Source organism: Microbulbifer discodermiae, assembly GCF_040742695.1.
Taxonomy (GTDB): Bacteria; Pseudomonadota; Gammaproteobacteria; order Pseudomonadales; family Cellvibrionaceae; genus Microbulbifer.
Genome location: NZ_JBFLAB010000014.1, coordinates 1 through 25,620, shown reverse-complemented (window position 1 = coordinate 25,620; position 25,620 = coordinate 1). Strand labels below are relative to the sequence as shown.

Sequence of the window (25,620 nt, the reverse complement as noted above, 5' to 3'; positions counted from 1 at the left end):
GGCATCCCGTGGTTACTCAATTCCCGAATGGCGCAGCAGCGCGTCTATGTCGGGTTCCCGGCCGCGAAACTCCGTGAACAAATCCAGGGCATCGCGGCTGCCCCCCTGTTCAAGAATAGAATGCAGAAATCGTTCCCCGGTTGGCGGGTCGAATATCCCCTGCTGTTCAAACAGTGAAAAGGCGTCTGCAGATAATACCTCTGCCCACTTGTAGCTGTAGTAGCCGGCGGCATAGCCACCGGCAAAGATATGGCTGAAACTGTGCTGAAAGCGATTTTCTGCCGCAACTGGCACCACCCCTGTCTGCTCGCGGACCTTATCCAATATCTTTTGTATCTGCTTCGCGTCAGGGGCGCGATCGAGACTGTGGATGCGCAGGTCGAACAGCGCGAACTCCAGCTGGCGCACGGTGCGCATGGCGGACTGGAAGTTTTTGGCCGCCAGCATCTTGTCCAACAGGGACTGCGGCAGTGGCTCGCCGTTTTTGTAGTGTGCCGAGATCATGGCGATGGCCTCGGGTTCCCAGCACCAGTTTTCCAGGAACTGGCTGGGCAGCTCCACCGCGTCCCAGGCGACACCGTTGATGCCCGATACGGCGGGAATATCCACCTGGGTCAACATGTGGTGTAGGCCGTGGCCAAACTCGTGGAACAGTGTGGTCACTTCATAGTGGGTCAGCAGGGAGGGCGTATCGCTGCTGGCGGGACTGAAATTACAGACCAGGTAAGCCACCGGCAACTGCAGCCCGGCGGCGGTGCACCGCCTGGTACTGACCGTATCCATCCAGGCACCGCCGCGTTTGTTCTCGCGCGCAAACGGATCCAGGTAAAAGCCGGCGATACGCTCGCCGTCGCGCAACAGCCAGAAGAATTGCACATCCGCGTGCCAGACGGCTACCTGCGGGTCCGCTTCCACAGTGACTCCAAACAACTTTTCCACTACTGCGAACAGGCCCTGCAACACGGTCGCGAAGGGGAAATAGGGGCGAAGCTGCTCCTGGCTGACCGCATAGCGACACTGTTTGAGTTTCTCCGCCGCCCAGGCGATATCCCAGGGTTGCAACTGCTCCAGGGACAGGGTTTCACGGGCAAAATCCTGCAATTGGGCAAATTCCCTCTGGGCCGCCGGTCGCGCACGGTGCCCGAGGTTTTGCAGAAACGCCTCCACCTGGGCCGTGTCCGCGGCCATTTTGCTCGCCAGCGACAATTCCGCGTAATTGGCCATATCCAGCAGGCGCGCCTGATCGGCCCGCAGTGCCAGTATCTCCTCCATGACCGCCGAATTGTCGAACCGGCCGGCGTCGGGTCCCGTCTCCGAGGCCCGGCTCACGAATGCCAGGTGGACCCGCTGGCGCAGTGCGCGGCTGTCCGCATGGGTCATCACCGCCAGGTAACAGGGGCCCTCCAGGGTAATCACCCAGCCCACCAGCGCCCGCTCGCGGGCGGCCTTGGCGGCGGCGGCCAGAGCAGTCGCGGGCAGACCCGCCAGTTCCTCGACATCGTTGGTGTGATAGGTCCAGGCGTTGGTGGCGTCGAGTACATTGTTGGCGAAGCGGCTCGACAGCTCCGCCAGGCGGCGCTGGTTGGATGCAAAGCGGCTGCGCGCCTCACCCTGCAGTGCCACGCCGCCCAATTGGAAATCCCGCAGGCCCAGGGCCACCATCTGTCGGCGTGCCTGGGGTCGGTCGGCGAAGTCCGGCGCCTCGGACAGCTGGCGGTAGACCTGGCACAGTGCCTCGTTCTGGCTCCGTTCCGTCCAGTAGGCGGTGACCTGCGCCAGCGCCGCTTCGTAGGGCTGACGCCAGGGGCCGCTCAATACGCTGTTGAGATGGCTTACGGGGGAAAAGGCGCGATTGAGTTGGTCCTCGACCTCCTCCAGGGCTTCCAGCACAGAGTCCGGGGCCGGGTTGTCCGCCACCGATGCCAACTGTCGGCGACACTGTTCCAGCAGGGGGGTAATGGCGGCTTCCACCTGTTCCGGCAGCAGTTGGTCGAAGGGGGGCAGCAGGGAAAACTCAGACAGCGGGTTGGGCATAAAAACTTCCTGTGGGACTGTGCCAATGTGGCTATGATAGGGAATCCATTGTACAAGGAGCCCGACTATGTCCCCACTGCGCCCCCACGGCAAGGACAGCGAAGAAAAGATCCCCCGCCTTGGCAACGGCGTCTATGTCGATCCACAGTCTGCAGTGATCGGCGATGTGGTGTTGGGGGATGACTGTTCGGTATGGCCAATGGCCGTGGTTCGGGGCGATATGCACCGCATCCGGATAGGTGCGCGCACCAGTGTTCAGGACGGCGCCGTGCTGCATATCACCCATGCGGGGCCCTTCAACGAGGACGGCTGGCCGTTGATCATCGGCGAGGACGTCACTATCGGGCATAACGCCTGCCTGCACGGCTGTACCGTGGGCAACCGGGTTCTGATCGGTATAGGGGCGACAGTGCTGGACGGGGCCGTCATCGAAGACGAGGTGGTACTGGCAGCCGGCGCGTTGGTGCCACCGGGTAAAAGGCTCGCCAGCGGCTACCTGTATGTGGGCGCACCCTGCAAGCAGGCGCGCCCGCTGAAGGAGGCGGAACGACAGTTTTTCAGTTATTCAGCGGCTAATTATGCGAAGCTGAAAGACCAGTACCTGACCGAGCATGTGCAGCCCTGAGAGGCTGGCAGTCTGACATGGCTTCCGCCCGTTTCTTCAACCGGTTACCGGTGTGCACTGATACAGAGGACTGGCCTTCGCTTTGCAGTGGCACATCCTTGTGCCCTATTAACCCGGCAACTTATTGAGTTGCCGGGTTAATAGGGCCAAGTGTGAAGCTATTCCGGGGCTTTACTGGCCGCAGGGAGGTAGAGTTCTAATCCTGAACCGGGCGTTGGCTTTCCGCCCAGCGGATCGCCAGCTCGCCCAGCAGCAGCGCTATCACAGCACCGGTGAGCACTGGCCACTGAACCCCTTCGCCGGGGGTGTAGACAAACAGGAAAATACTGCCCGCCAGCACCGCGACGCAAAACACCGCCATCAATTGCACCGCCAGGTCGCTGCCGGGTACCCGAAAGGGCCTGGTGCGCTGGCCGTCCACACGGCGCATCTGCAGGAACGCCAGAAACATACCGATGTAGGGCAGCAGGAAGATTACACCGCTGAAGGCAAACAGGGACCAGAAGAGGTCCTCGTTGGAGTGCACCATAAGCCCGTACAACACCAGGATAACGGTGCTGGTTATCCCCATCAGCACTGCCGCACCCACCGGGGTGTTGCGGCGGCTTCTCAGGGCGAAGGCACGGGGCAGCTCGCCCTCTTCCGCCGCTTCTGCCGCGGCCCTGTTGCTGCCGATGGCCCAGGTCACGCCATTGGAGAAAAATGTGTAGAGAGCTGCCAGACCCAGGGCCGCGACCAGAACTTCTCCCATTGGCAGCCTGGCGAAGAACAGCTGCAGTGTATCCACCAGCCCCTCCACCAGATCTATTTCCCGGGCGGGTATGGCGGCCAGTATGGCCGTGGTACCCGAGATGTAGAGTGCGAGAATAATGCTCCCCGACACCAGGATGGACAGGGGCAGATCCCGCTCCGGGCTGCGCATTTCCTCGCTGCTGGCACTGATCAGTTCGAAACCCAGCATGCCGTAAATAATCGCGGGGATATATTGCAGACTGTCGCTCAACCTTGGCCGCACACTGTCGAAAGTGATCGGATTGGCGAGGCCGTTGTGCGCGGCATGGAAGATGGCGCCGACGATGATGGCGAGAAAAATAACAATCTTAAAAATCGCCCCTATGTTGGGCACCCACTTGCCCACATTGAGGGTCACCACATTGACGCCAACCGCCATCCAGGTGAGGGCTATTCCCAGACCGATCTGCTCCACTACGCGCATTTGCGGCCAGAACAGCTGGGTTGCCACACCGGCGAACAAAATAAAGATAGCCGGCATCCAGATGGCGGTATTTACCCAGTAGGCCCAGCTTACCCGGCAACCCCAGCGCCCGCCGAAGGCATCGCGGACCCAGGCGTAGATACCGCCCTGTTCCGGATAGGTGCACCCCAGTTCCGCGGAAACCAGTGCGAAAGGAACGAAGAAAAACAGGCCGAGAAAGAGCCACCAGAAAATACTGGAGGCACCGATCGCCGCGGTGGCGGCGAGAGTGTCCACCAACAGTATGGCGGAGACGGTAAACAGGATTATGTCCCGCTTGCCGAGGTTTTTTTTAATCACCAGCTCCGACACTGCAGTCTCCACTCTTGTTCGAGGTGCTCCAGCCCTGAACTTTGCCGGTGCCGGTGCGCCGGTTCGAGCAGCCAACTGGATGGATTCGATTCCGCCCGCCCCTCCCTACCGGGGGGATTAATGGATAGTGCCGGCCCGGTGACGCCACTGCTCAATATCTGCGGTCGGCCTGTTTCAGACTATCACGCTCAGAGCGCTGCGGTACCGGCAGGGTCCAGCGGAAGCGCTATTTCCCCTGTGCCCGCAGCAGGCCGGAGGCGGCGATGCCCCCGGCGGCACAGGCGAGCACAATCACCAGGGGTGTCAGGGCCCCCAGTCCCAGGGCAGCGATCCCGTAACCGCGCATGGGCAGCAACAACAGCAAGAGGATACCGGCGGGCACAAGGGACAGAAAGAAGCCGCGCGCCACCCAGGAGCGTCGCCAGGGCAGCAGGAAGATCAATCCACACAGCCCGCCCCAGACCACCCGTTGGTACAGGTAGGCATTGGACAGATAGGGGGCTATGTCCACGCCCACCCAGCGGTTGAAACCGTGGTACCCCATGGCCCAGAGCATCAGGGCATAACACAGGCCGCCAAAGCAGCCGGCGGCAAAGACAAAAGACAGGTTTCGCAGGAATTCGCGCACCTTACCCCCTTTAGTTTGATTGGTGTCAACAGGCCCTAATTTTGTTCGTCAGTCTGATTGCGCTTCAATCCCGCCCGCAGTTCCGACAATACGGGTGCCAGCTGGGGGTGCAGCCCGCGCCAGAGAAAAAAGGATTCCGCCGCCTGCGCCACTAGCATACCCAGTCCATCAGCGGTTTCTGCGCCACAGTCCGCAGCCCAGCGCATAAATGCGGTTGGCTCGGCCCCGTAGACCATGTCATAGGCGCGGGTGTCACTGGAGATGACTGCTGCGGGCAGCGCCGGCATCTCGCCGCTCAGGCTGGCGGAACTGGCATTGATGACCAGGTTAAAGGGACCCGGCAGATCACCCAGGCCGCCGCCGGTGACCCTTCCCCCCTGTGGGAACCTTTGCGCCAACTGCACTGCCCGGGCGGCGGTGCGGTTGGCGATGTGAATGGCCTCCGGGAGCTGCGCCAGCAACGGCTGCAGGACACCGCGGGCGGCGCCACCGGCACCGAGCAGCAGTATCCTTTGCCCCTCCAGCGGCCAGCGCAATTGGCGGGTGAGGTCGTTAACCAGCCCGGCGCCGTCGGTGTTATCGCCGAGAAGGCGACCGCCACTGCCGAGCACCAGGGTGTTTACCGCGCCCGCAGCGCGGGCCCGGTCTGTCAGTTGGTCCGCCAGGGCCGCTGCATCCAGCTTGAATGGCACTGTGACGTTGAGCCCCAGGCCCTCGGCAGCGAAAAAGCTCCGGGCTATAGAGGCAAAAGCGTCCACGGGCGCCAGCAGCCTGTCGTAATCCATATCCTGCCCGGTCTGACGGGCAAAGGCCCGGTGGATCAGCGGCGACAGTGAGTGGGCGATGGGGTTGCCGATCACCGCGTATTGGTCGGTCACATGGGCATCCTTAATGGTTCGCTGTTATTAACCCGGCAATCCGACAGGCCATAGCTGGTCCACTGGGTCGTCGCCTTTGAAAGCCGGCACAATTCTGCGGAACAGCCTGCTTTTCAGGGGCTTGCGCCGGCCAGGGCGCGGCGGATACACGCCTTTTCGTCTACCGCGATCAGGCCGTCTATTTTCAGACCCGCAGGGGTGTCGCTCACTAGGTAACGAGTGGTGGCCGTGTAGAGTTCGACACTGCTGTCCCCCTCCCGGCGCAACAGTACCCAGCGCAATTCCACCAGGTTGCTGCAGGTGTTGAGTTCGCTAATCTGTGTCACTGCGCCGACAATCTGCGACACACCCAGGCGGCCATAGATCGACAGCAGTCGATTTACCTGCGCTGTGAACTGGGTGCGATTTGCGCTCTGTTTGCCACAGCGCTCAGGGTAATAATGCAGCGGGAAGCGGTAGAAATCCGCAATCTGCTGGGCATCCCCACTTTCGAAGGTGCGACGATACTGCAAAAACAGCTGGTTGATCGCGTCTGTGCGGGTCTTGTCCAACGCATATCCTCCCTGAGGTCAAACCCAGTCGCGCCGGGGCAGGAAATCGCTGTAGAGCCTGGCCTCTTCGCTGTTCTGTTGCGGTTGCCAGTCGTACTGCCAGCGCACCAGTGGAGGCAGGGACATGAGGATGGACTCGGTACGGCCACCACTTTGCAGGCCAAAAAGCGTCCCGCGATCATAAACCAGATTGAACTCGACGTAGCGGCCGCGCCGGTAGAGCTGGAATTCCCGTTCACGCTGGCCATAGGGGGTGTCTTTGCGCTTATGTACTATCGGCAGGTAGGCGTCGAGGTAACTGTCCCCCACCGCTCGCATCAGGCCGAAAGCTTGGCTGAAGCCCCCCTGGTTGAAGTCGTCAAAGAACAACCCTCCCACGCCGCGCGCCTCGCCGCGGTGGGGCAGGTAAAAGTAGTCGTCACACCAGCTTTTGAAACGGGGGTAAATGTCGTCGCCGAAGGGGGCACAGGCGTTTTTCGCGGTGCGGTGCCAGTGCACCACGTCCTCTTCCACCCCGTAATAGGGGGTCAGGTCATAGCCGCCGCCGAACCACCACACCGGCTCGGCGTCGGGTTTTTGGGCCACGAACAGACGCACATTGGCATGGCTGGTGGGCACCCGGGGATTGCGCGGGTGGATCACCAGCGATACTCCCATCGCCTCGAAGGAGCGTCCGGCCAGCTCCGGCCGGTCGGCAGTGGCGGAGGGTGGCAGACCGTCGCCGTGCACGTGGGAAAAATTCACCCCGCCTTTTTCGATCACGCCACCGTCTTCCAGTACCCGTGTGCGTCCGCCACCGCCGCCGGGTCTCTCCCAGCTGTCCTGGCGAAATTGGTCGCCATCCACAGCGCTGAGGGCCGCGCAGATGTTCTCCTGCAGTTGCAGCAGGTAGGTTTTTACGGCTTGAATATCCACTTGGCTCATGGGTGGTCACCCTGGAAAAATTGATTGACTCAGCCGGTGCGCACCACCCGGCCACTGATCAGGTCGCGGATCTCGCTGGGAGTCGCGCGGCCGCCGGTGGCCCCCCCACCGACAAAATCCAGCGCGTCGCCAAAATAGCGTAACACCTGGTATTTCTTTCGCGCCGGCTGGCAGCCGCTGGGATTGGCAGAGGTGGACACTATGGCCCCGCCGAAGGCACGGGTCAGCGCGCTGGTAAAGGGGTGGTCGGTGCAGCGCAGGGCCACCGAGGTATGGGTGCCGGTAATCCAGGCCGGCACCTGGTCGCAATGGGGTACCAGCCAGGTAACCGGCCCTGGCCAGGAGGCCTGCAGCTGTTGCAACTGGTGGGCGCTGAGCTTGTCCAGCATGGGCGCAAAATCGCGCTGATCGGCGGAGACCAGAATCAAGCCCTTGTCCAGCGGCCTGTGCTTGAGGCGCAGCAGCCGCTGCACCGCGTGGCGATTGGACGGGTCACAGGCGAGTCCCCACACGGATTCAGTGGGGTGTGCGATGACGCCGCCCCCGGAGATAGCGTGGGCGGCGAAGTGCACATCGAGTGGCGGAAACGCCATTTGGGCCCCGGGTTTAGCGGGATTTGCGCTGTTGCAGGTCCCGCTGCAGCTGCTCGTCCTTGGCGATGATGGCCTCGGCATTGGCCTTGCGCTCGTCCACCAGTTTCCGGTGCATTTCCGCATCGGCGGAACCGATGATCTGTGCGGCCAGGTAGGCGGCATTCTTGGCTCCGGCCTTGCCGATGGCGACGGTTGCCACCGGAATGCCGCCGGGCATCTGCACCGTGGAAAGCAGCGCGTCGAGGCCGTCCAGGGATGCATTGATGGGTACGCCGATTACCGGCTTCAGGGTGGTTGCGGAAACGGCACCCGCCAGGTGCGCCGCCATGCCGGCGGCGCAGATAAAGGCCGCACAGCCGCGCTTGTCGGCGTCCACAACATAGTTGTGGGTGTTTTCCGGGGTGCGGTGGGCGGAAGTCACCTTCACCTCATAGGCGATATCGAACTTCTCCAGTACCCCAAAGGCGGCCTCCATGACCGGCAGATCGGAGTCGGAACCCATCAGAATTGCTACGAAAGGCTTGCTCATTTCAGCTCTCTTGAATAGTCGATCCGGCAAAGACGCGGCAATCTAGCGGATTGGCCAGCGGCGCACAAGACCCGACAGCGCAGATACCGGTCCACGGGAGGGCCCGGTGTCGAGGCCCGTGTAAATGACTGGCAGCCTGCTACTGAAGAAAATGTATCCACCGGTGCCAGATATTCTGGTCCACCCTATCGGAATGCCTGTCTGGTTCACGCGGCTGGATATCCTCGCCGATCAGGGCCATTTTCCGCTGGTATTGGCGCAGCCCGGTCCCTTCTCCCACCAGTTCCATGGCGTGGCGGAAGTTTCGCCGGTAGCCCTCCGCACCCATCTGGTAGCGGGCCATTCCCAACAAAAAGTGAAAGCGGTGATCATTCCTGTCGATGGTCATGGCGTCCCGGGCATAGGCCGCCGCCACCTCATAGTTGGCATCGCCGTAGGATTGTAGTGCCAGGGTGTACCAGTAATAGGGGTTTTTGCGCCGGTATCTGTTCAGCCTTTGGGCGATTAAATCCGCTTCCTGCAGCCGGTTACTGTCGCGCAGTGCCCGTTGCAGGTTTGTCAGTGTTGAAAGGTTATCGGCATCCAGTGACAGTGCTATCTGATAAGCCGCCATCCCCCGTTCCGGGTGGCCGGCCGCCCGGTAAATGACACCGAGGTTGCTCCAGAGGTCGGCGTCCTCCGGGGCCAGGTCGAGCGCTTTGCGCTGGTGGTAAAAGGCCTTTCCGTAGGCCTTATCGCGTAGAAAGTCCGCCGCGAGATTGCTGTAAAATTTTGCCAGGGCTTGGTTATCGGTCAGCCGCCGCTGGCGGAAGTTGGGATTGCCGGCAGTAAAGTTGAAGTCGATGACCCTGGTGTTCTGCCCGGGGTTGATTGCGGCGTTAATGTGCTGGTATAGCACCATCTGATCCCTGTCCAGATACCAGGTGGGCGGAACAAAAACCTCGTTGAAGTGGGCCTCCACTCCCAGTTCCCTGGCCATGGCCACAATCAAGGCCGAGAAAGCCAGGCAATTACCACGCTGCTGTGAGTAGGCCTCTGCCGCGGAAATTATCGCATCCGGATCGTAGAAAATACTGAAATTGTCGGCCGCAAACGCGCGTAAAAGGTTTTCCAGCCGCGCCGGCGCTGTGGTTTCCGCAGGCAGTGAATCGAGAAACGCCCGCATTTCAGCGCTGGGATTCAGGATGTCCTCCGCCTTTAGATCGACCTCTTGTTTTTCAAACACGTCACCCGTCAGCAGTGCATCTTCTGTATAGGCTGGCGGCCCCAGCAAATTTGATACTGGAGGCATGGATGAACAGCCCGCAAGGGGCAGGAGCAGCAATGGAAAAAGCACGGATTTTATTGGATTTATCATAGGCTCTCCGGGTACAAACTGACCGGGGGACCAGCCATCCTATTTGGCTGGCGGATTAAACGGTGGCTTCCGCACTGGAATCCAAGCACACGGCTCCCGCACGGGTCAACTGATAGCCACCGGGGAGCTGTTCGACCAAGCCCTCCAGTTCCAGTTGCACCAGGTTTGCCATCAGTGTTCCGGCTTCCTCGCCAGTCTGCTGTGCCAGCTGTTCAAGGGAGCGGGGTTCCCCGACCAGGGCCTGGAGCAGGTGGATCTGGTGCGGCGCCAGCAGCGGGCCCGTCGCTGGCGCTGGCGCGGTGGGCAGGGACAGCAGTCCCCCCAGCTGGTTGGCGATGTCCGCGGCGGTTTCCACCAGCGCTGCCCCCTCCTTGATCATACGGTGACAGCCGCGTGCCATCGGGTTGTGAATGGAACCGGGGATGGCAAAAACCTCGCGGTTTTGCTCCGCGGCCAGTCGCGCGGTGATCAGTGAGCCGGAATGCCGGGCCGCTTCAACCAACAGTACGCCCAGGGAAAGGCCGCTGATAATGCGGTTGCGCCGGGGAAAGTGTGCCGCTTCGGCGTTACTGCCCAGGGGTAACTCGCTGATTATCGCGCCGCCACTGTCGATGATGTCTTTGGCGAGGCCCTGGTTGCGGCTCGGATAAAGGCGATCGATGCCGCTGCCGAGCACTGCCAGCGTGGTCCCCTCAACCCGCAGGGCACCGCGGTGCGCAGCCGCATCTATACCCAGCGCCAGCCCCGAAGTTACGGCGAAGCCGGCGCTACACAGTTCCGCCGCGAAGGCCATGGCATTGTCCACTCCGCCACTGGTAGCGCGCCTGGCGCCCACTACCGCTATTTGTGGCAGATGCAGTGCGTCGGTATTTCCACGCACATAGAGAATGGGGGGTGGACGCTGGATCTGGGCCAGCAGGGGCGGATACTCCGCCGAACCCGCGGCCAGCAGTATCACACCGCTGGCGCGGCAGCGCTCCCGCTCATCGGCCGCCCAGCACAACAGCGGGCTGTTGTCGCCCATTGACGCGAAATCGCGCCACTGCTGTTGCGCCCGCTGGGGAAGTTTTTGCAGCAGTGCCGGGGGAAGCTGGTGCAGCGCCTGGGCGGCGCTGCCGAAGTGTTCGACCAGTTGCCAGTAGCGGCCGGGCCCCAGGCCCTCCAACCTGAGCAGTGCCAGGCTGGCGGTAATGGCATCCATGCGGATTTGCCCCCCTAGTGATTGGTTTGATCACTGGTGGCACTTCCGTGCTTCGCCACCGCCGGCCTGTTGTCCCGAACAGGGATGTTCGGGTCGCTTCAAGCTAGCAATTGCTTGATTTGTCGTGGAGGGTTTGCGGACATGGGCCGCAAGCCCGGGTTGAGGAAAGCCGGGGAAGGCTTTTTCAACAACCTATTAGGGATTGCGCACCAGATCCATCACTGTCAGTGGACGGTCCGCCTCCAGTACCAGGCCGAGACTCATTTTTTCAAAGGTGCGGAAAACCATCAGCAGACCGGCGCGCTCGTCCGGCAGTTGCACCTGGTCGCGGGCGATACGGTCGCGCACCATTGCTCCCCGCTTGTAAATGGCCAGTACATGTCCCGGCTGCAGGCCCTCCCGCTCGCCGCGATTGAGTACCACTACGTCGTACTTGCCAATCTGGGTGACGCCCTCTTCCACATCCATAATGACGCCGTCCACCGGCACCGCAGGGGCACCGGGCTGGAACAGGGCGGCGATGGAACGCTCTTCCACCGGCAACAGGCGATCCTCCAGGCGGATTTCGCGGGAGGTACGGGTGACTTCCATGGTGGCAATGGCGGTTTCATCGCTGCCGTCAGGGTCCAGCTGATACAGGTCTACCGAGCCCACATCCAGCGCCTTCATGCCGAGGTTTTCGCCGGTGAGCGGGTCCCTGTAGACCTCCGAAGGGCGGTAGATGCCGTAGGAGGGCAGTGGCTCGCGGAAATCGCCGCGGGCGTAGAGCCTTTCCCCGGCGCCCACGAGAATGCGCTGGTCCTCGCCGGAAATCACATAGGGGGTTCCCACGAATGCATCCGGCGCCACGATACGGGTGCGGGACAGGAAGGCGTCGATGGCATCCAGGGGTATGGCGGGAATAGCCTCACCAATGGCCTCGCGCCGCACACTTGGCTGCAGGCGGTTGCTGCCGCCGGCGGGGCTCAGGCGATAGGGTCGCGGTCCGCGCTCCAATTGCAGCTGTGGCTCGCCCGCCACATAGACCAGGCGCAGCAGATCGCCGGGGAATATCAGGTGGGGGTTTTCGATCTGCGGATTCACCTGCCAGATTTCCGGCCAGTACCAGGGCTGGGTCAGGAAGCGGCCGGAGATGTCCCAGAGGGTGTCCCCCCTTTGCACCACATAGACATCCGGGTGGTCGGGATTGAGGCGCACGTCTTGAGCCTGGGTCCCGAAGGCTATTGCCAGGACAGCGGCAGCCACCACAATAATTTTCTTCATGGAAGCATTCCTATGCTCTTTATCGCTATAATTCTCAGCGCCGGGCACTGCCGGGTGGCGGGAGCCTTGCCGACCAGCAATCGGCATCCGACTCTCCGCAGTGAATAGTGAGCGCGATCATTATGTTATCAGCGCCAGTTCCACGATTACTAGAAGTTTGTCACAGGTGTTATGGCCAAACTGCAGATTCTCGAATTTCCCGACCCACGCCTGCGCCAGGTGGCTCAGGCGGTTGAACAGGTGACCGATGAAGTGCGGTCTCTGGTGGACGACATGTTTGAAACCATGTACGACGCCCCCGGGGTGGGCCTGGCCGCAACCCAGGTAAATGTTCACCAGCGGATTGTGGTGATGGATGTTTCCGAGGACCAGAGCGAGCCGCTGGTGTTGATCAACCCGGAAGTCGAGGTGCTGGACCCGGAAATTCACCAGTATGACGAGGGCTGCCTGTCGGTACCGGGTTTTTACGAGACAGTGGAACGCCCGCGCCGGGTGCGGGTCAAGGCGCTGGATCGCGCTGGCGAGTCCTTTGCAATGGAGGCCGAGGGCCTTCTGGCAGTGTGTATCCAGCACGAGCTGGACCACCTGGAGGGCAAGCTGTTTGTGGATTACATCTCGCCGCTCAAGCGCAACCGTATCCGCTCCAAACTGGAAAAAACCCGTCGCCAGCACGCCTGATGGAGCGGCATTCCTGACCCTACACGTCCCAATCCGGTCGCCGGCACAGCTGGCGGCCGCAGCACCAGATTAATATGGCCCAGCCTTTGAAGATTGTTTTTGCCGGAACGCCGCAGTTTGCCGCCAGCCACCTGAGCCAGTTGGTGGGCACTGGCCATTCAGTGGTCGCGGTGTACACCCAGCCGGACAGGCCTGCCGGGCGCGGTAAGAAGCTGCAAACCAGCCCGGTCAAGCAACTGGCCGGGGCACACAATATTCCCGTCCACCAGCCTGTGAGCCTGCGGGATCCAGCTGCACAGGAGGCGCTGGCGGCCCTCCGGCCCGATCTGATGGTAGTGGTGGCCTACGGCCTGATTCTGCCGCAGCGGGTGCTGGATATCCCCCGGTTGGGCTGCGTCAACGTGCACGCTTCACTGTTGCCGCGTTGGCGCGGCGCGGCGCCCATCCAGCGGGCCCTGGAGGCGGGTGACAGCGAGAGTGGCGTCGCCATCATGCAGATGGAAGCAGGCCTGGATACCGGGCCTGTGCTGCTGGAACGCCGCTGCGCCATCTCCCCCGCAGACACCGGTGGCTCCCTGCACGACAAGCTGGCTCTACTCGGTGGCCCCGCGCTGCTGGAGGCTTTGGAGCAGTTGGCGGAGGGCAGGGCGAATCCGCGCCGGCAGGACGATGGGTGTGCAAGTTATGCCGACAAGATCACCAAGGCGGAGGCCCGGCTCGATTGGGCGCGCCCGGCGGCGGAGCTGGAGCGCAGAATCCGCGCATTCAACCCCTTTCCCGTATGCTGGACCACCTGTGACGACGGTGCCCAGCGGCTGCGGGTGTTCACCGCCAGGCTGGAGCAGGGCCATCGCGACGGTGCACCGGGCACGGTTCTCGATACCAGTGGGGAGGGGGTCCTGGTCGCCTGCGGGCGGGATGCACTGCGTCTCCAACTGCTGCAGCTGCCGGGTAAGAGAGCCCTGCCGGCGGCCGAGCTGCTCAAAGGCCAGGGGGAACTGCTCGCCCCCGGAAAACAGCTGGGTCGTTAAATGACGGATGTGCGTGTCACAGCTGCGCGGCTTCTGGCCGACCTGCTCGGGGGCCGGGGTTCGCTGGCGCGGCTGCTGCCCGCCGCCGAGTGCGGGTTGGACGCGCGCGACTGTGCCCTGTTGCGGGAACTCTGTTATGGCTGCGCGCGCACGGCGCCGCGACTGCGCCTGATCGCAGCCAAGCTGTTGCGCAGAGCGCCGAAGGATAAGGCGGTGGAGGCCCTGATCCTGTTGGGGCTCTATCAACTGGAATACACGCGCATCCCGGATCACGCCGCAATTTCGGCGACCGTTGAGGCGGCGCGGGGGCTGGGCCTGGAGCGCGCCACCGGCCTGCTCAACGCGGTGCTGCGCAATGCGCTTCGCGACCGCGAGCAACTGCAGCGCAAACTCAGCGGCAACCCGCAATTCAGCTCTATGCACCCGGCCTGGCTGCAGCAGCGGATCAAGTCCGCCTGGGGCGCCGAGGCTGGAGATATTTTCCGGGCCAACAATAGTAATCCGCCCATGACGCTGCGGGTCAACGGCGGCAAAATTTCGCCTGTCGAGTACCTGCAACAGCTGGCCCGGGCCGGTATAGCTGCGGCCCCCTGTGCTATTTCGCCGGTGGGGATACAGCTGGCAGAGCCCTGTCCGGTGACGGCGCTGCCCGGTTTCGAGCAGGGCCTGGTCAGTGTACAGGATGAGTCGGCACAGCTGGCCGCACTCCTGTTACAGCCAGGTCCTGGAGAGCGGCTACTGGATGCATGCGCGGCGCCCGGTGGCAAAAGCTGCCACCTGCTGGAGCAGCAGCCCGGGGCTGACCTGGTGGCGCTCGATATCGACGCGGAGCGTTTGGGCCGGGTGGAGGAAAACCTGGTCCGCACAGGCCTGGCGGCCGAGCTGATCTGTGGCGACGCGGCGCAGCCGGCGGACTGGTGGGATACTTCCCTCTACGACCGCATACTGCTGGATGCGCCCTGCTCCGCCACCGGGGTCATCCGCCGCAACCCGGATATCAAACTGCTGCGGCGGGCGGAGGACATCGGCGAACTGGCGGCGTTGCAGGCGCGGATCTTGCGGGCCCTGTGGCCGCTGCTGAAACCCGGCGGAACCCTGCTCTATGCCACCTGCTCGATACTGCCGGAGGAAAACAGCGAAGTCGCCGCCCGCTTCGTTGCGGAGACCGAGGATGCGAGCGACAATACGCCACCGCTGCTCGCCGGCGCTTCCTGGGGCATGCCGCAGGCGGCGGGCAGGCAGATACTTCCGGGGATTCACGGTGGGGACGGTTTCTACTACGCTCTGTTAAGCAAGGCCGGACCGCAGGGAGCACTAACCGGATAACAACGGCGGTGACGTCCGCGAACTACTTCTCTTATGAAAATTCTCATTCTCGGTGCGGGTCAGGTGGGCGGCTCTCTGGCGGAGAGCCTCGCTTTCGAGCGCAACGATATAGTACTGATTGACAGCGACGAGAGCACTTTGCGCGAACTGCGCGACCGCCTGGATATCGGAGTGGTACAGGGCCACGCCTCCCATCCGGATATCCTGCAGCAGGCCGGTATCGAGGATGCCGATATCCTGGTGGCGGTGACCAATAACGACGAAACCAATATGGCCGCCTGCCAGATAGCCCACTCCCTGTTCCGGGTACCGACCAAAATCGCCCGGGTTAGAGCGGCTTCCTACCTGAAATATCCGCAATTGTTCGATCCCCAGGCGATTCCCATCGACGTGCTGATCAGCCCGGAACAGCTGGTGTCCGAATATATTGTGCGCCTGATGGAGAATCCGGGGGCACTGCAGGTGCTGGACTTCGCCGGCGGCCGGGTGCAGCTTGTGGCCGTGCGTGCGGTCAGAGGCGGTCCATTGGTGGGCCACCAGCTGCGTTACCTGCGCCAGCATATGCCGAAAGTCGACACCCGGGTGGCGGCCATTTACCGGCGCAACAGCCCCATCATTCCCCGCGGGGACACCGTCATCGAAGCGGGTGACGAAGTGTTTTTTCTCGCTGCCCGCGCCGATATTCGCGCTGTGATGAGTGAACTGCGCCGCCTGGAGCAGGGGTACAAAAGAGTCACCATCGCCGGGGGCGGCAACATCGGTTTGCGCCTGGCGCTCAAGCTGGAAAACCGCTATTCGGTCAAGCTGATTGAGCAGAGCCACGCGCGGTGTATCTTTCTCTCCGAAGAACTTTCCAACACCATTGTCCTGCACGGCAGTGCGTCGGACCAGGATCTGCTGCTGGAGGAGAGTATCGAGGACACAGATGTCTTTCTGGCGCTCACCAATGACGATGAAGCCAATATCATGTCCTCGCTGCTGGCAAAGCGTCTGGGCGCGCGCAAGGTGATGACTCTGATCAATAACCGCGCCTACGTGGATTTGGTGCAGGGTGGTGAAATCGATATCGCCATTTCGCCGCAGCAGAACACCATCGGCAGCCTGCTGACCCATGTGCGCCGGGGCGATATGGTCAATGTGCACTCGTTGCGGCGCGGTGCCGCCGAGGCCATAGAGGTGATCGCCCACGGCGACGAGCGCACGTCCAAGGTGGTGGGCCGCAAGATTGAGGATATCGATCTGCCGGAAGGCGCCGCCATCGGCGCCATAGTGCGCGAGACGGAAAACGGCAGCGAGGTGCTGATCGCCCACGATGACGTGGTGGTGAAGAGCGATGACCACGTCATCGTATTCCTGGTGGACCGCCGGCATACCCGCCATGTGGAGCAGTTGTTCCAGGTGGGTTTCAGTTTCTTTTAAACATCGTGTGAAGCCGTGCCGGGGCACTGTTGCCGCACAGCCTTCACCTGCAAACTACAGGCTCTATAGCGCCGATGCGAATAGCGGTAATTGCGCGGGTTTTTGGAATTCTCCTGATGGTGTTCAGCCTTACGCTGTTGCCGCCAATCGGTGTTTCCCTGTGGTACGAGGACGGTACCCATCCGGCGTTCAGCGTCGCCTTCGCGATTACCCTGATTACCGGTGTGTCCATGTGGCTGCCGGTACACGGCTTGCGGCAGGAGCTGCGCACCCGCGACGGCTTTGTTGTCACCTCCCTGTTTTGGCTGGTACTCGGCGCTTTCGGTTCCCTGCCGTTCATCATCAGTCCACTGCCGGACCTGGACATCACCAATTCCATTTTTGAATCCATCTCCGGGCTGACCACTACCGGAGCCACGGTGATTACCGGCCTGGATACGCTGCCACCCGCTATCCTCTACTACCGCCAGCAGTTGCAGTGGTTCGGTGGCATAGGGGTGATTGTCATCGCCCTGGCGATACTGCCGATGCTGGGCATTGGTGGCATGCAGCTGTACAAGGCGGAAATGCCGGGGCCGGTAAAAGACACCAAGTTGACCCCGCGTATCGCCGAAACCGCAAGGGCCCTGATAGTGATTTATCTGAGCCTTACGGTCCTGTGCGGTCTCGGCTACTGGTGGGCCGGCATGACGGTGTTCGACGCCGTGGGTCATGCGTTTTCCACTGTGGCCAATGGTGGGTTTTCCACCCACGATGCCAGCATGGGTTTCTATGCCAACAACCATGCCATCATGACCATCTGCATCCTGTTCATGTTTACCGCCGCGATCAACTTCGGCCTGCATTTCTTTGCTTTTCGCAATCGCACTCTGTCCCACTACTTGCGGGATTCAGAGTTCCGATTCTGGATTACGCTGACAGGTATCTCTGCGCTGCTGGTCAGTTGCTACCTGTGGTTTCAAGGTATTTTTGGCGCGGGCGGGAGTCTGCTGCACGGTTTTTTTCAGGTGGTATCCATCGGTACCACCGCGGGCTTTGTGTCGGAAAATTTTTCCATCTGGCCCGCCTTTCTGCCCTATGTTCTGTTGGTTCTGGGTATTCTGGGTGCCTGCGCCGGTTCCACGTCCGGTGGCATCAAAGCGGTGCGCGGTATGCTGATCATGAAATCCGGTATGCGCGAACTCAACCGCCTGGTACATGCCAGTGCGGTGATTCCCATCAAGGTGAACCGCAAGATAGTGCCGGAGCGGGTTACCGATGCGGTATGGGGATTCTTTGCTGTCTATATCCTCTCGTTTTTTGTTCTCACTATTATTGTGATGGCGACCGGAGAGAATTTTGTAACGTCTTTTTCCACCGTCGCCTCCTGTCTCAGCAATATAGGCCCGGCCCTCGGCGATGCTTCGTCAAACTACGGCTCCGTCAATCAGGTGGCAAAGTGGTTTTTGATTCTGGCCATGCTGATGGGGCGCCTGGAAATCTTTACCCTGCTGGTGCTGCTGACCCCGGCATTCTGGCGGCACTGACCCGGGCCCTGCCCGCATGGCTGTGGTTAATCCGGAAACTTAACAAGTTGCCGGATAGTAATAACTGTGGTGGCTCATCACTCGAAAGTATCCTTGGTACCGGCGATAATTTGCGCGTAGCGAGGCAGAAAGGTCGCCAGCACCCAGGCCTCCAGCACGCAGCCGAGGGCACTCACCGCCACGATGGACTGGCCGAAGAAGTTGCCGGTATTGGTATAGTGCGGGGTCCACTCCAGGGCCACCTGCTGTGCGAAGCCGAGCCCCAGCACCAGGAAGGCCACCGCGGTGGCGACCTTGGGGATCATTCTGGGGGCCACCTTGAAGGGGCGCTTGAGCCAGCCCATCAGAACTGGAAACACACTCAGCTGCAAAGCGTAACGAATGACTACCAGCCACACGAAGAGTGTAAGAACTGAACTCAGGTGCCAGACCAAGGGCATCAGGCACAGCACGTACAGTTTGTCGGCCACCGGGTCCAGCAGTGCGCCCACATGGCTGTGCCAGTTATAGCGCCGCGCCAGCCGTCCGTCGAGAAAGTCCGTCAGGGCGCCGGCGGCAAAGGCCAGCAGCGCGGCCACAACATAGTGCTGTAGCGACAACCAGATGATCACCGGGATCAGTAGGATGCGCAGCGCGGACAGGGCGTTTGGCAGGTGGCGCCAGACGGTCCGGGTTTCAGTGGTTTCATTCATATAACATTGCGCTGCTTGGCGTAGGGGGATGGTTTTTCATGTGGCAAGGCCTTGTCGGAATCCTGGTATTTACCGCGATTCCCATTTTGTTGAGCGAAAACCGCCGCGCTGTGTCAGTGCGACTGATTGTTGTCTGCCTGTTGCTGCAGTTTGGAATCGCCATGGTGATGCTCAAGGTTACCTGGGTGCAAAACGCACTTCTCGCCGTCAACAGCGCCGTCAAGGTACTGGAGCAGGCCGCCATCGCCGGCAGCAGCTACATGTTTGGCTACCTTGGGGGGGCGGATCTGCCGTTTGTGGCCGACGGCCCCGGCAGCAGCTTTATCGTCGCCTTCCAGGTTCTGCCCATTGTACTGGTGATGAGCGCCCTGTCGGCATTGCTTTTCTACTGGGGCGTGTTGCAGAGAGTTATCGGCGCGTTGGGCTATCTGTTACAAAAGACTCTGCGACTCGATGGCCTGCAGACCTTCAGCGTCGCAGCCAGTGTGTTTTTCGGTATCGTCGAGGCGCCGCTGCTGGTGCGGCCCTATTTCGAGTCAATGTCCCGCTCCACACTGTTCCTGCTGATCACCGCCGCCATGTCCACCGTCGCCGGCACCGTTATGGTGTTGTATGCCAGCCAGCTTCAGGGGATAGTCGCCAACCCCGCCGGCCACATCCTTGTCGCTTCACTCATCAGCATGCCGGCGGCGGTGCTGTTCGCCCAGTTGTGGGTGCCCCCTGCGGACCGGGCCGAACACCATGTCCCCAGGGTGCGCAGTGAAGCCCAGAGCACCTTGGACGCACTGGTGCGGGGTACCGAGGATGGGGTAAAGCTGCTGCTGAATGTAATTGGTATGATCATAGTGCTGTTTGCACTGATTTACATCGTCAACGCGATACTGTCCTCCCTGTTCGGTGACGGCATTACGCTGGAATACCTGGCATCGATCCTGTTCCGCCCCATTGTCTGGTTGATGGGGGTGGATACTGCGGACCTGTCGCAGGCGGCGGAGCTGATGAGTATCAAACTCATTTTCAATGAATTCGTCGCCTACCAGCGGATCTCCGAGCTGGGTCCCGACGCCCTGTCGCCGCACAGCTATCTGATTCTGATCTACGCTATCTGCGGCTTCGCCAATTTCGCCAGCCTGGGGCTGGTAGTGGGCACCATCTCCACCATAGTGCCGGGCCGTACCGCCGAGGTGGCCTATCTGGCCACCCGTGCCCTCTTCGCCGGCCTGCTGGCTACCTGCATGACCGGTGCGGTGGTAGGGGTACTGGACGCCTTCTGAATCTGGCCCCGGGGAAATAACTCCCCGGTGGGTACGAGGACCCAGTGGCAACAACCGGGCCGGTGTTCAGCCCTTGCGATAGCGGTGTGTCCTGCCCCTGGGACCGCGGCGGAAGCGCTTGTACTCCCACTGGTACTGATCCGGCGCCGAGGCGATGCAGGCTTCCACACCCCGGTTCATCGCCGCCAGCGATACTTTCTGTTCCGCGGCGTAAATAGACTGTTCCGCCGGCAGCAGAACCAGTTCGAAGCCGTCCCGCAACCGCTTGGCAAAGCCGAACACGCAGCGGCAACCGGTGCGCTGCAGCAGATTGTGGGCCAGCGTCATAGTCAGCGCCGGCTGGCCGAAGAAGGGAGCAAAGTCGCCGCCGCTGTCGGGCTCCTGATCCGGCAGCACCATCACCATTTCACCCGCCTTCAGCGCTTTCAGCAGGGCGCGCACCCCCCGTATACTGGTGGGTACCATATGGGCGCCATTCATCTGGCGACCGCTGCGGATCAGGGGGTCCAGTGCCGCCACCTTCGGCGGTGCGTAGAGGGCGGTTGAGGGTCCCAGGGTACTCAGGTACATACCGAAGAGCTCCCAGTTGCCAATGTGCGGCATCAATACCAGCAGACCCTGCCCTCTATCCGTCCGCTCGGTGAGCAGCTGTTGATTCCGCACCCGCACAATCTGATCCTCACTGCGGCTCCAGGGTTGCTGCCAGATGCCCGCCACTTCGAACCCCGTCAGGGCTGTCTGCACGACACTGTGTCGCGCCAGCCGTTCCCGCGCTTCCGCTTCCATCGTGGGATAGCAAAGCTGCAGATTGATGCGGGTAACCCGCAGGCTCTCGCCCCGGCCCAGCACCGCAATATGGCCGGTCAGCCAACCCAGCCGGCGCGACCAGCGCAATGGCAGCCTGCCCACCAACCTCAGCACAGCGACGGCGAGGCGCCCCTTAATATCCAAACTACATATTCCTCTAACCGGTTTCAGTTTTGCGCGATGTCGACACCGGGACCGGCGGCGCTGCCGGTCTATTCCCGCTGTTGCCGCCGCGCGCCTTTTAGTGCGTCACCGGCTGCCGCTATAATTGCCCCCTTTGCCCGGGCCCGGTGATTTCAGCGGGCCGCACAACCCGTCCGGAGATAGCGGTGTCAAGCCAACACGACCTCAACACTTTCCAGGGGCTCATCTTTGCCTTGCAGGATTACTGGGCGCGCCAGGGGTGCGTCATTCTACAGCCTCTGGATATGGAAGTGGGTGCCGGCACTTTCCACCCCGCCACCTTCCTGCGTGCCGTGGGCCCGGAGACCTGGAACGCCGCCTATGTACAGCCCTGTCGCCGGCCCACCGACGGCCGCTACGGCGAGAACCCCAACCGCCTGCAGCACTACTACCAATACCAGGTGGTGATGAAGCCCTCGCCGGACAATATTCAGGAACTCTATCTGAACAGCCTGAGCGCCATGGGCATAGACCCCACCATCCACGATATCCGCTTCGTCGAGGACAACTGGGAATCCCCCACACTGGGAGCCTGGGGCCTGGGCTGGGAAGTTTGGCTGAACGGCATGGAGGTGACCCAGTTCACCTACTTCCAGCAGGTGGGCGGGCTGGAGTGTTTTCCGGTCACCGGAGAGATCACCTACGGCCTGGAACGCATCGCCATGTATCTCCAGGGGGTCGAGTCCATCTACGACCTGGTGTGGACCCGCAATCCGGACGGCAGCCCGGTGACCTACGGCGACGTTTTCCACCAGAACGAGGTGGAAATGTCCCATTACAACTTCGAGCACGCGGAGGTGGAATTCCTGTTCAATACCTTCGACCACTGCGAGCGCGAGAGCCAGCGCCTGATCGAACTGGGTCTGCCGCTGCCGGCCTATGAGCAGGTGATGAAAGCCTCCCATGCGTTCAACCTGCTGGATGCACGCCACGCCATCTCCGTGACTGAGCGCCAGCGCTACATACTGCGCGTGCGCACCCTCGCCCGCGCCGTAGCGCAGGCCTATTACCAGGCCCGCCGCGCACTGGGCTTCCCGCTGGCGGCGGAAGAAATTCGCAGTGAAATTCTGGCGGAGAGCGCGTCCGCAGCAGAGGAGAAGCAGTAATGGCGCAGGATTTTCTCGTTGAGCTGGGCACCGAAGAGCTGCCGCCCAAGGCGCTGCGCAGGTTGATGGAAGCCTTCGCCAACGGTATTGAACAGGGCCTGGACAAACAGGGGCTGCCGTATAGCTCGGTGTGTGCCTATACCGCGCCGCGCCGCCTGGCGGTGATTGTCTCTGACCTGGCGGAGGAGACCCCGAGCAAAACCATTTCTGTATGGGGGCCGCCCGTCAGGGTCGCATTCAAGGATGGCGTAGCCACCAAAGCTGCTGAGGCCTTTGCGCGCAAGAATGGCATCGCCATCGGCGATCTGCGGGACTGTGTGGCCAACGACGGCAAACAGGACAAGCTGTTCTGCCGCCAGACCACCGGCGGTGAGGATACCACCACCCTGCTCGGCGGTATCGTAACGGCGGCGCTCGACGGGCTGCCAATCCCCAAGCGCATGCGCTGGGGCGCCCGTCGGGAGGAATTCGTGCGCCCGGTCCACTGGCTCTTGATGCTGTTCGGTAACCAGGTGGTGGATACGGAAGTACTCGGCCTCAGGTCCGGCAACAGCACCCGCGGACACCGCTTTCACTGCAACCGCGAATTGGCTGTGCACTCCGCCAGTGACTATCTGTCGCTATTGAAAGACGATGGCTATGTCATCGCGGACTTCGCCCAGCGGCGCGACATGATTCGCGCCCAGGTCACTGCCGAGGCGGAAAGGGTCAATGGCGTCGCGGTGATCGAAGACGATCTCCTGGACGAAGTGACGGCACTGGTGGAATGGCCCGTAGCGCTCACCGGTCGTTTTGAGGAGCGTTTTCTCAAGGTGCCGGCGGAAGCCCTGGTGTCCTCTATGAAAGAGCACCAGAAGTATTTTCATGTGGTGGACGAGGACGGCATCCTGCTGCCATTTTTTATCACCGTGGCCAATATCGAAAGCCGGGATCCGGCCCAGGTCATTCACGGCAACGAGCGTGTTATCCGTCCGCGCCTGGCGGATGCCGCCTTCTTTTTCGAAACGGACAAAAAGACCAGCCTCGAGGCGCGCCGGGAAAAGCTCAGACACATAGTCTTCCAGCAGAAACTGGGTAGCATCTATGACAAGACGGAGCGCCTCGCATCCCTCGCCGCTGGAATTGCCGATGCCACCGGCGCCAGCCGGGATCTGGCCGCGCGCGCCGCGCGCCTGTGCAAATCGGACCTGGTCACTGATATGGTGTTTGAATTTGCCGATATGCAGGGCATCGCCGGCTATCACTATGCCGAAAACGATGGCGAACCGCTGGAAGTCGCCAAGGCAATGTACGAGCACTATATGCCCAAATTTGCCGGCGACCAGTTGCCGCAGAGCCCGACCGGCACCGTACTGGCGCTGGCTGACCGGCTGGATACCCTGGTCGGTATCTTTGGTATCGGCCAGCCGCCCAGCGGCTCCCGCGATCCCTTCGCCCTGCGCCGCGCCAGCCTCGGGGTAATCCGCCTGCTGGTGGAAAAAAAGCTGGACCTGGACCTGCGCACTCTGCTGGAGCTGGCCCGCGACAATTACCCGCGCACCGCCCTTGGAAGTTTCCAGAGTGTGGTGGACGACACCCTGCACTACATACTCGAGCGTTTTCGTGCCCGCTACGAGGACCAGGGTGTCCCTGCGGAGATATTTATGTCGGTGGCTGCACGCAACTTGTCGCGACCACTGGATATCGACAACCGGGTACAGGCGGTGCACGCCTTCAGCCGGCTGCCGGAAGCCCAGGCACTGGCCGCGGCCAACAAGCGCGTATCCAATATCCTCGCCAAACTGGAGCGGGACGTGCCGGCCAGCGTGGATGAAAGCCTGCTGCAGGAGGAAGCCGAGAAGGCGCTGTTCGCGGCTATCAGCGATGCCCAGCGGCAGGTGGTGCCGCTGTACCGCCAGTCCCTCTACACTGAAGGGCTGGCAGGGTTGGCGGGGCTGCGCGACAGCGTCGATACTTTTTTTGATGACGTGATGGTAATGACGGACAACCAGAAGCTGCGGGACAATCGCCTGGCATTATTGACGCAGCTTCGCGCCCTGTTTCTCGAGGTTGCCGATATTTCCCTACTGGTGCCGGCAAAGTAACTGAAGACTGGCGGGGCTGAACTGGCCCCGGCTTATCTCTACTGACAGCGGAAAGCCCATGTCCCTGATCCTGCTTGACCGCGACGGCGTTATCAATTGCCACAAGGCCGGCGGCGTGCGCCGCGCGGAGGACTGGCAACCCCTGCCCGGCAGTGTCGGCGCTATGGCTGACCTCAGCCGGGCCGGCTACCAGTTGGTGGTGGTCACCAACCAGCCGGGTCTCGCCCGGGGCGATTTCCAACTGGAGGACCTTGAGGCCATACACGCCGAGCTGCGCGCTCGCGTGGAAGATGCCGGCGGCGAGGTAGCGGCCATCTTCTACTGTCCCCACGGCCCCGATGACGGCTGCCGCTGTCGCAAGCCCGCTACCGGTATGCTGGACGCGGTCGAGGCGGAATTCGATACCAGCCTGCACGACTGCTATCTGGTGGGGGATCGGGTACAGGACCTGCAGGCCGCTGTGGCCAAGGGGTGCAGGGCCGTGCTGGTCAGGACAGGTCGCGGGGAGGAAACCCTCGAGGCCTTAACCAGGGCGCCCGAGGATTGTCTGGCAGCGACAATGGTGTTCGACAGTCTGGCGGGATTTTCCGACTTCCTTCTCCGAACCCGGGGAGCCTCTGATTAATTCGATGCAGCCTAGCAGGCTGTTGAAATTCGAAGAATTTCGACGCCTGGTACCGGAATATGGATGTTCCGGCAAAATCAACGACGCCTAAGTCGTTGATTTTGGGAGAAAAGTGAAAATCACATTTTTCGCTTTTCGTGTTTTGAAACAGGCAGGATGCCTTTTTCAACAACCTGCTAGGGCGGCTGTTCCCAACAGGGATCTCCCGGCCGCAAATCAAGCGTGTAACTGCCCGGTTTATTGTGGAAGCCTTGTGGGCAATGCAGCGCAAATCCCGGCTGGGAAAAGCCCCTGCGGGTTTTTTTAGCAGCCCGTTACAATTGCCCCGGCGCAGAAAAAACAACAGACGCCAAAGTATCGCCGGGATTCCGATGCCGCTTGACACAGGTTTCCCGGGCCCAGCATAGTAATTACCGCCGTTATTATTTACCCGGCAATTAAATAAGTTGTCGGGTAAATCGGCCTAAGAGCCGACGGGCTGATTCCCCAACCCACTGATTTTCGCCCTTGGGGTACTGCGCAACCAAACGGCATTGTCCTTATACCAATGGCCAGCGCCGGGATTGGGTGTGGCCTTAGCAGGCTGTTGAAATTGTCCCGCATCATCAGCGGCTTTGATAAAATTCTCGTACGATAAAAACTAGGTCTTACTCCGACATGCGTGGCGCTGATATCACTCAAGAAGCTCTTTTTACAACGGTACACCTCGAGAGCTTCGT

Annotated in this window: 24 protein-coding genes; 10 read left to right on the top strand and 14 right to left on the bottom strand. The window is 61.5% G+C overall.

Annotated features, from left to right (window positions below; all coding sequences use genetic code 11):
- Positions 1-12: 12 nt before the first annotated feature.
- Positions 13-2,034: a M3 family metallopeptidase gene (locus AB1S50_RS07140; protein ID WP_367149848.1), complete on the bottom strand. Its 2,022-nt coding sequence runs from the start codon at positions 2,032-2,034 to the stop codon at positions 13-15.
- Between the two features lie 67 nt (positions 2,035-2,101).
- Between AB1S50_RS07140 and AB1S50_RS07135 the strand changes: the two genes are divergently transcribed.
- The gene (locus tag AB1S50_RS07135) at positions 2,102-2,659 is read left to right on the top strand and encodes a gamma carbonic anhydrase family protein (protein ID WP_367149847.1); all 558 of its coding nucleotides are present in this window, start codon (positions 2,102-2,104) and stop codon (positions 2,657-2,659) included.
- A gap of 196 nt (positions 2,660-2,855) precedes the next feature.
- Here the strand turns inward: AB1S50_RS07135 and AB1S50_RS07130 are convergent, their stop codons facing one another.
- The 10 genes from AB1S50_RS07130 to AB1S50_RS07085 form a co-directional block, all read right to left on the bottom strand.
- On the bottom strand, positions 2,856-4,226 hold the full coding sequence (locus AB1S50_RS07130; RefSeq protein ID WP_367149846.1) for an APC family permease: 1,371 nt from the start codon (positions 4,224-4,226) through the stop codon (positions 2,856-2,858).
- Between the two features lie 226 nt (positions 4,227-4,452).
- On the bottom strand, positions 4,453-4,854 hold the full coding sequence (locus AB1S50_RS07125; RefSeq protein ID WP_367149845.1) for a hypothetical protein: 402 nt from the start codon (positions 4,852-4,854) through the stop codon (positions 4,453-4,455).
- A 35-nt stretch (positions 4,855-4,889) separates the two neighbouring features.
- A complete protein-coding gene (gene aroE, locus AB1S50_RS07120) occupies positions 4,890-5,732 on the bottom strand; it encodes a shikimate dehydrogenase (protein ID WP_367149844.1) in 843 nt (280 codons plus the stop codon).
- A 113-nt stretch (positions 5,733-5,845) separates the two neighbouring features.
- A complete protein-coding gene (locus AB1S50_RS07115; protein WP_367149843.1) occupies positions 5,846-6,283 on the bottom strand; it encodes a hypothetical protein in 438 nt (145 codons plus the stop codon).
- 18 nt (positions 6,284-6,301) lie between these two features.
- Positions 6,302-7,207: an oxygen-dependent coproporphyrinogen oxidase gene (gene hemF / locus AB1S50_RS07110; RefSeq protein ID WP_367149842.1), complete on the bottom strand. Its 906-nt coding sequence runs from the start codon at positions 7,205-7,207 to the stop codon at positions 6,302-6,304.
- A 29-nt stretch (positions 7,208-7,236) separates the two neighbouring features.
- Positions 7,237-7,800 carry an L-threonylcarbamoyladenylate synthase gene (locus tag AB1S50_RS07105; protein WP_367149841.1) on the bottom strand — a complete coding sequence of 188 codons (564 nt, stop codon included), beginning with the start codon at positions 7,798-7,800 and terminating at the stop codon, positions 7,237-7,239.
- A 13-nt stretch (positions 7,801-7,813) separates the two neighbouring features.
- Complete coding sequence (gene purE, locus AB1S50_RS07100) at positions 7,814-8,329, bottom strand: 5-(carboxyamino)imidazole ribonucleotide mutase (RefSeq protein WP_367149839.1); 516 nt, start codon at positions 8,327-8,329, stop codon at positions 7,814-7,816.
- A 139-nt stretch (positions 8,330-8,468) separates the two neighbouring features.
- Positions 8,469-9,620, bottom strand: a complete 1,152-nt coding sequence (locus AB1S50_RS07095) for a transglutaminase domain-containing protein (RefSeq protein WP_367149838.1) — start codon at positions 9,618-9,620, stop codon at positions 8,469-8,471.
- A gap of 121 nt (positions 9,621-9,741) precedes the next feature.
- Positions 9,742-10,887 (bottom strand): DNA-processing protein DprA, encoded by a 1,146-nt coding sequence (gene dprA / locus AB1S50_RS07090; RefSeq protein ID WP_367149837.1) that lies wholly within the window; start codon positions 10,885-10,887, stop codon positions 9,742-9,744.
- 195 nt (positions 10,888-11,082) lie between these two features.
- Positions 11,083-12,150: a LysM peptidoglycan-binding domain-containing protein gene (locus AB1S50_RS07085; RefSeq protein WP_367149836.1), complete on the bottom strand. Its 1,068-nt coding sequence runs from the start codon at positions 12,148-12,150 to the stop codon at positions 11,083-11,085.
- A 171-nt stretch (positions 12,151-12,321) separates the two neighbouring features.
- On the opposite strand from AB1S50_RS07085, the gene def reads away from it, so the two are divergent.
- The 5 genes from def (at position 12,322) to AB1S50_RS07060 (ending at position 18,130) form a co-directional block, all read left to right on the top strand.
- On the top strand, positions 12,322-12,828 hold the full coding sequence (gene def, locus AB1S50_RS07080; RefSeq protein ID WP_367149835.1) for a peptide deformylase: 507 nt from the start codon (positions 12,322-12,324) through the stop codon (positions 12,826-12,828).
- Between the two features lie 74 nt (positions 12,829-12,902).
- Entirely contained in the window at positions 12,903-13,859 is a 957-nt protein-coding gene (gene fmt, locus AB1S50_RS07075; RefSeq protein ID WP_367149834.1) for a methionyl-tRNA formyltransferase, read from the top strand.
- On the top strand, positions 13,860-15,185 hold the full coding sequence (rsmB, locus tag AB1S50_RS07070; RefSeq protein ID WP_367149833.1) for a 16S rRNA (cytosine(967)-C(5))-methyltransferase RsmB: 1,326 nt from the start codon (positions 13,860-13,862) through the stop codon (positions 15,183-15,185).
- A gap of 33 nt (positions 15,186-15,218) precedes the next feature.
- Positions 15,219-16,604 (top strand): Trk system potassium transporter TrkA, encoded by a 1,386-nt coding sequence (trkA, locus tag AB1S50_RS07065; RefSeq protein WP_367149832.1) that lies wholly within the window; start codon positions 15,219-15,221, stop codon positions 16,602-16,604.
- Between the two features lie 74 nt (positions 16,605-16,678).
- Positions 16,679-18,130: a TrkH family potassium uptake protein gene (locus AB1S50_RS07060; protein ID WP_367149918.1), complete on the top strand. Its 1,452-nt coding sequence runs from the start codon at positions 16,679-16,681 to the stop codon at positions 18,128-18,130.
- Between the two features lie 77 nt (positions 18,131-18,207).
- On the opposite strand, the gene AB1S50_RS07055 is transcribed toward AB1S50_RS07060, so the two are convergent.
- Positions 18,208-18,822 carry a CDP-alcohol phosphatidyltransferase family protein gene (locus AB1S50_RS07055; RefSeq protein ID WP_367149831.1) on the bottom strand — a complete coding sequence of 205 codons (615 nt, stop codon included), beginning with the start codon at positions 18,820-18,822 and terminating at the stop codon, positions 18,208-18,210.
- 38 nt (positions 18,823-18,860) lie between these two features.
- Between AB1S50_RS07055 and AB1S50_RS07050 the strand changes: the two genes are divergently transcribed.
- On the top strand, positions 18,861-20,096 hold the full coding sequence (locus AB1S50_RS07050; protein ID WP_367149830.1) for a NupC/NupG family nucleoside CNT transporter: 1,236 nt from the start codon (positions 18,861-18,863) through the stop codon (positions 20,094-20,096).
- Between the two features lie 66 nt (positions 20,097-20,162).
- On the opposite strand, the gene AB1S50_RS07045 is transcribed toward AB1S50_RS07050, so the two are convergent.
- Entirely contained in the window at positions 20,163-21,047 is an 885-nt protein-coding gene (locus tag AB1S50_RS07045; RefSeq protein WP_367149829.1) for a lysophospholipid acyltransferase family protein, read from the bottom strand.
- 185 nt (positions 21,048-21,232) lie between these two features.
- Between AB1S50_RS07045 and glyQ the strand changes: the two genes are divergently transcribed.
- From glyQ to gmhB, 3 genes are read left to right on the top strand one after another with little or no spacing between them, the layout of a single operon-like run.
- A complete protein-coding gene (gene glyQ / locus AB1S50_RS07040; RefSeq protein ID WP_367149827.1) occupies positions 21,233-22,192 on the top strand; it encodes a glycine--tRNA ligase subunit alpha in 960 nt (319 codons plus the stop codon).
- On the top strand, positions 22,192-24,276 hold the full coding sequence (gene glyS, locus AB1S50_RS07035) for a glycine--tRNA ligase subunit beta (protein WP_367149825.1): 2,085 nt from the start codon (positions 22,192-22,194) through the stop codon (positions 24,274-24,276). Before glyQ ends, glyS begins: the two co-directional genes overlap by 1 nt.
- A gap of 58 nt (positions 24,277-24,334) precedes the next feature.
- Positions 24,335-24,901, top strand: a complete 567-nt coding sequence (gene gmhB / locus AB1S50_RS07030; RefSeq protein WP_367149824.1) for a D-glycero-beta-D-manno-heptose 1,7-bisphosphate 7-phosphatase — start codon at positions 24,335-24,337, stop codon at positions 24,899-24,901.
- 426 nt (positions 24,902-25,327) lie between these two features.
- Here the strand turns inward: gmhB and AB1S50_RS07025 are convergent.
- Positions 25,328-25,620: hypothetical protein (locus AB1S50_RS07025; RefSeq protein ID WP_367149823.1), on the bottom strand; the 293-nt coding region annotated here is incomplete at its 5' end.

Coding starts and splice junctions, on each gene's coding strand:
- AB1S50_RS07060 (WP_367149918.1), top strand. CDS start 16,679: ATGCGAATAGCGGTAATTGCGCGGGTTTTTGGAATTCTCCTGATGGTG.
- trkA (WP_367149832.1), top strand. CDS start 15,219: ATGAAAATTCTCATTCTCGGTGCGGGTCAGGTGGGCGGCTCTCTGGCG.
- AB1S50_RS07085 (WP_367149836.1), bottom strand. CDS start 12,150: ATGAAGAAAATTATTGTGGTGGCTGCCGCTGTCCTGGCAATAGCCTTC.
- AB1S50_RS07050 (WP_367149830.1), top strand. CDS start 18,861: ATGTGGCAAGGCCTTGTCGGAATCCTGGTATTTACCGCGATTCCCATT.
- gmhB (WP_367149824.1), top strand. CDS start 24,335: ATGTCCCTGATCCTGCTTGACCGCGACGGCGTTATCAATTGCCACAAG.
- fmt (WP_367149834.1), top strand. CDS start 12,903: ATGGCCCAGCCTTTGAAGATTGTTTTTGCCGGAACGCCGCAGTTTGCC.
- dprA (WP_367149837.1), bottom strand. CDS start 10,887: ATGGATGCCATTACCGCCAGCCTGGCACTGCTCAGGTTGGAGGGCCTG.
- AB1S50_RS07055 (WP_367149831.1), bottom strand. CDS start 18,822: ATGAATGAAACCACTGAAACCCGGACCGTCTGGCGCCACCTGCCAAAC.
- glyS (WP_367149825.1), top strand. CDS start 22,192: ATGGCGCAGGATTTTCTCGTTGAGCTGGGCACCGAAGAGCTGCCGCCC.
- purE (WP_367149839.1), bottom strand. CDS start 8,329: ATGAGCAAGCCTTTCGTAGCAATTCTGATGGGTTCCGACTCCGATCTG.
- hemF (WP_367149842.1), bottom strand. CDS start 7,207: ATGAGCCAAGTGGATATTCAAGCCGTAAAAACCTACCTGCTGCAACTG.
- rsmB (WP_367149833.1), top strand. CDS start 13,860: ATGACGGATGTGCGTGTCACAGCTGCGCGGCTTCTGGCCGACCTGCTC.
- AB1S50_RS07140 (WP_367149848.1), bottom strand. CDS start 2,034: ATGCCCAACCCGCTGTCTGAGTTTTCCCTGCTGCCCCCCTTCGACCAA.
- AB1S50_RS07105 (WP_367149841.1), bottom strand. CDS start 7,800: ATGGCGTTTCCGCCACTCGATGTGCACTTCGCCGCCCACGCTATCTCC.
- def (WP_367149835.1), top strand. CDS start 12,322: ATGGCCAAACTGCAGATTCTCGAATTTCCCGACCCACGCCTGCGCCAG.
- AB1S50_RS07095 (WP_367149838.1), bottom strand. CDS start 9,620: ATGCCTCCAGTATCAAATTTGCTGGGGCCGCCAGCCTATACAGAAGAT.
- AB1S50_RS07135 (WP_367149847.1), top strand. CDS start 2,102: ATGTCCCCACTGCGCCCCCACGGCAAGGACAGCGAAGAAAAGATCCCC.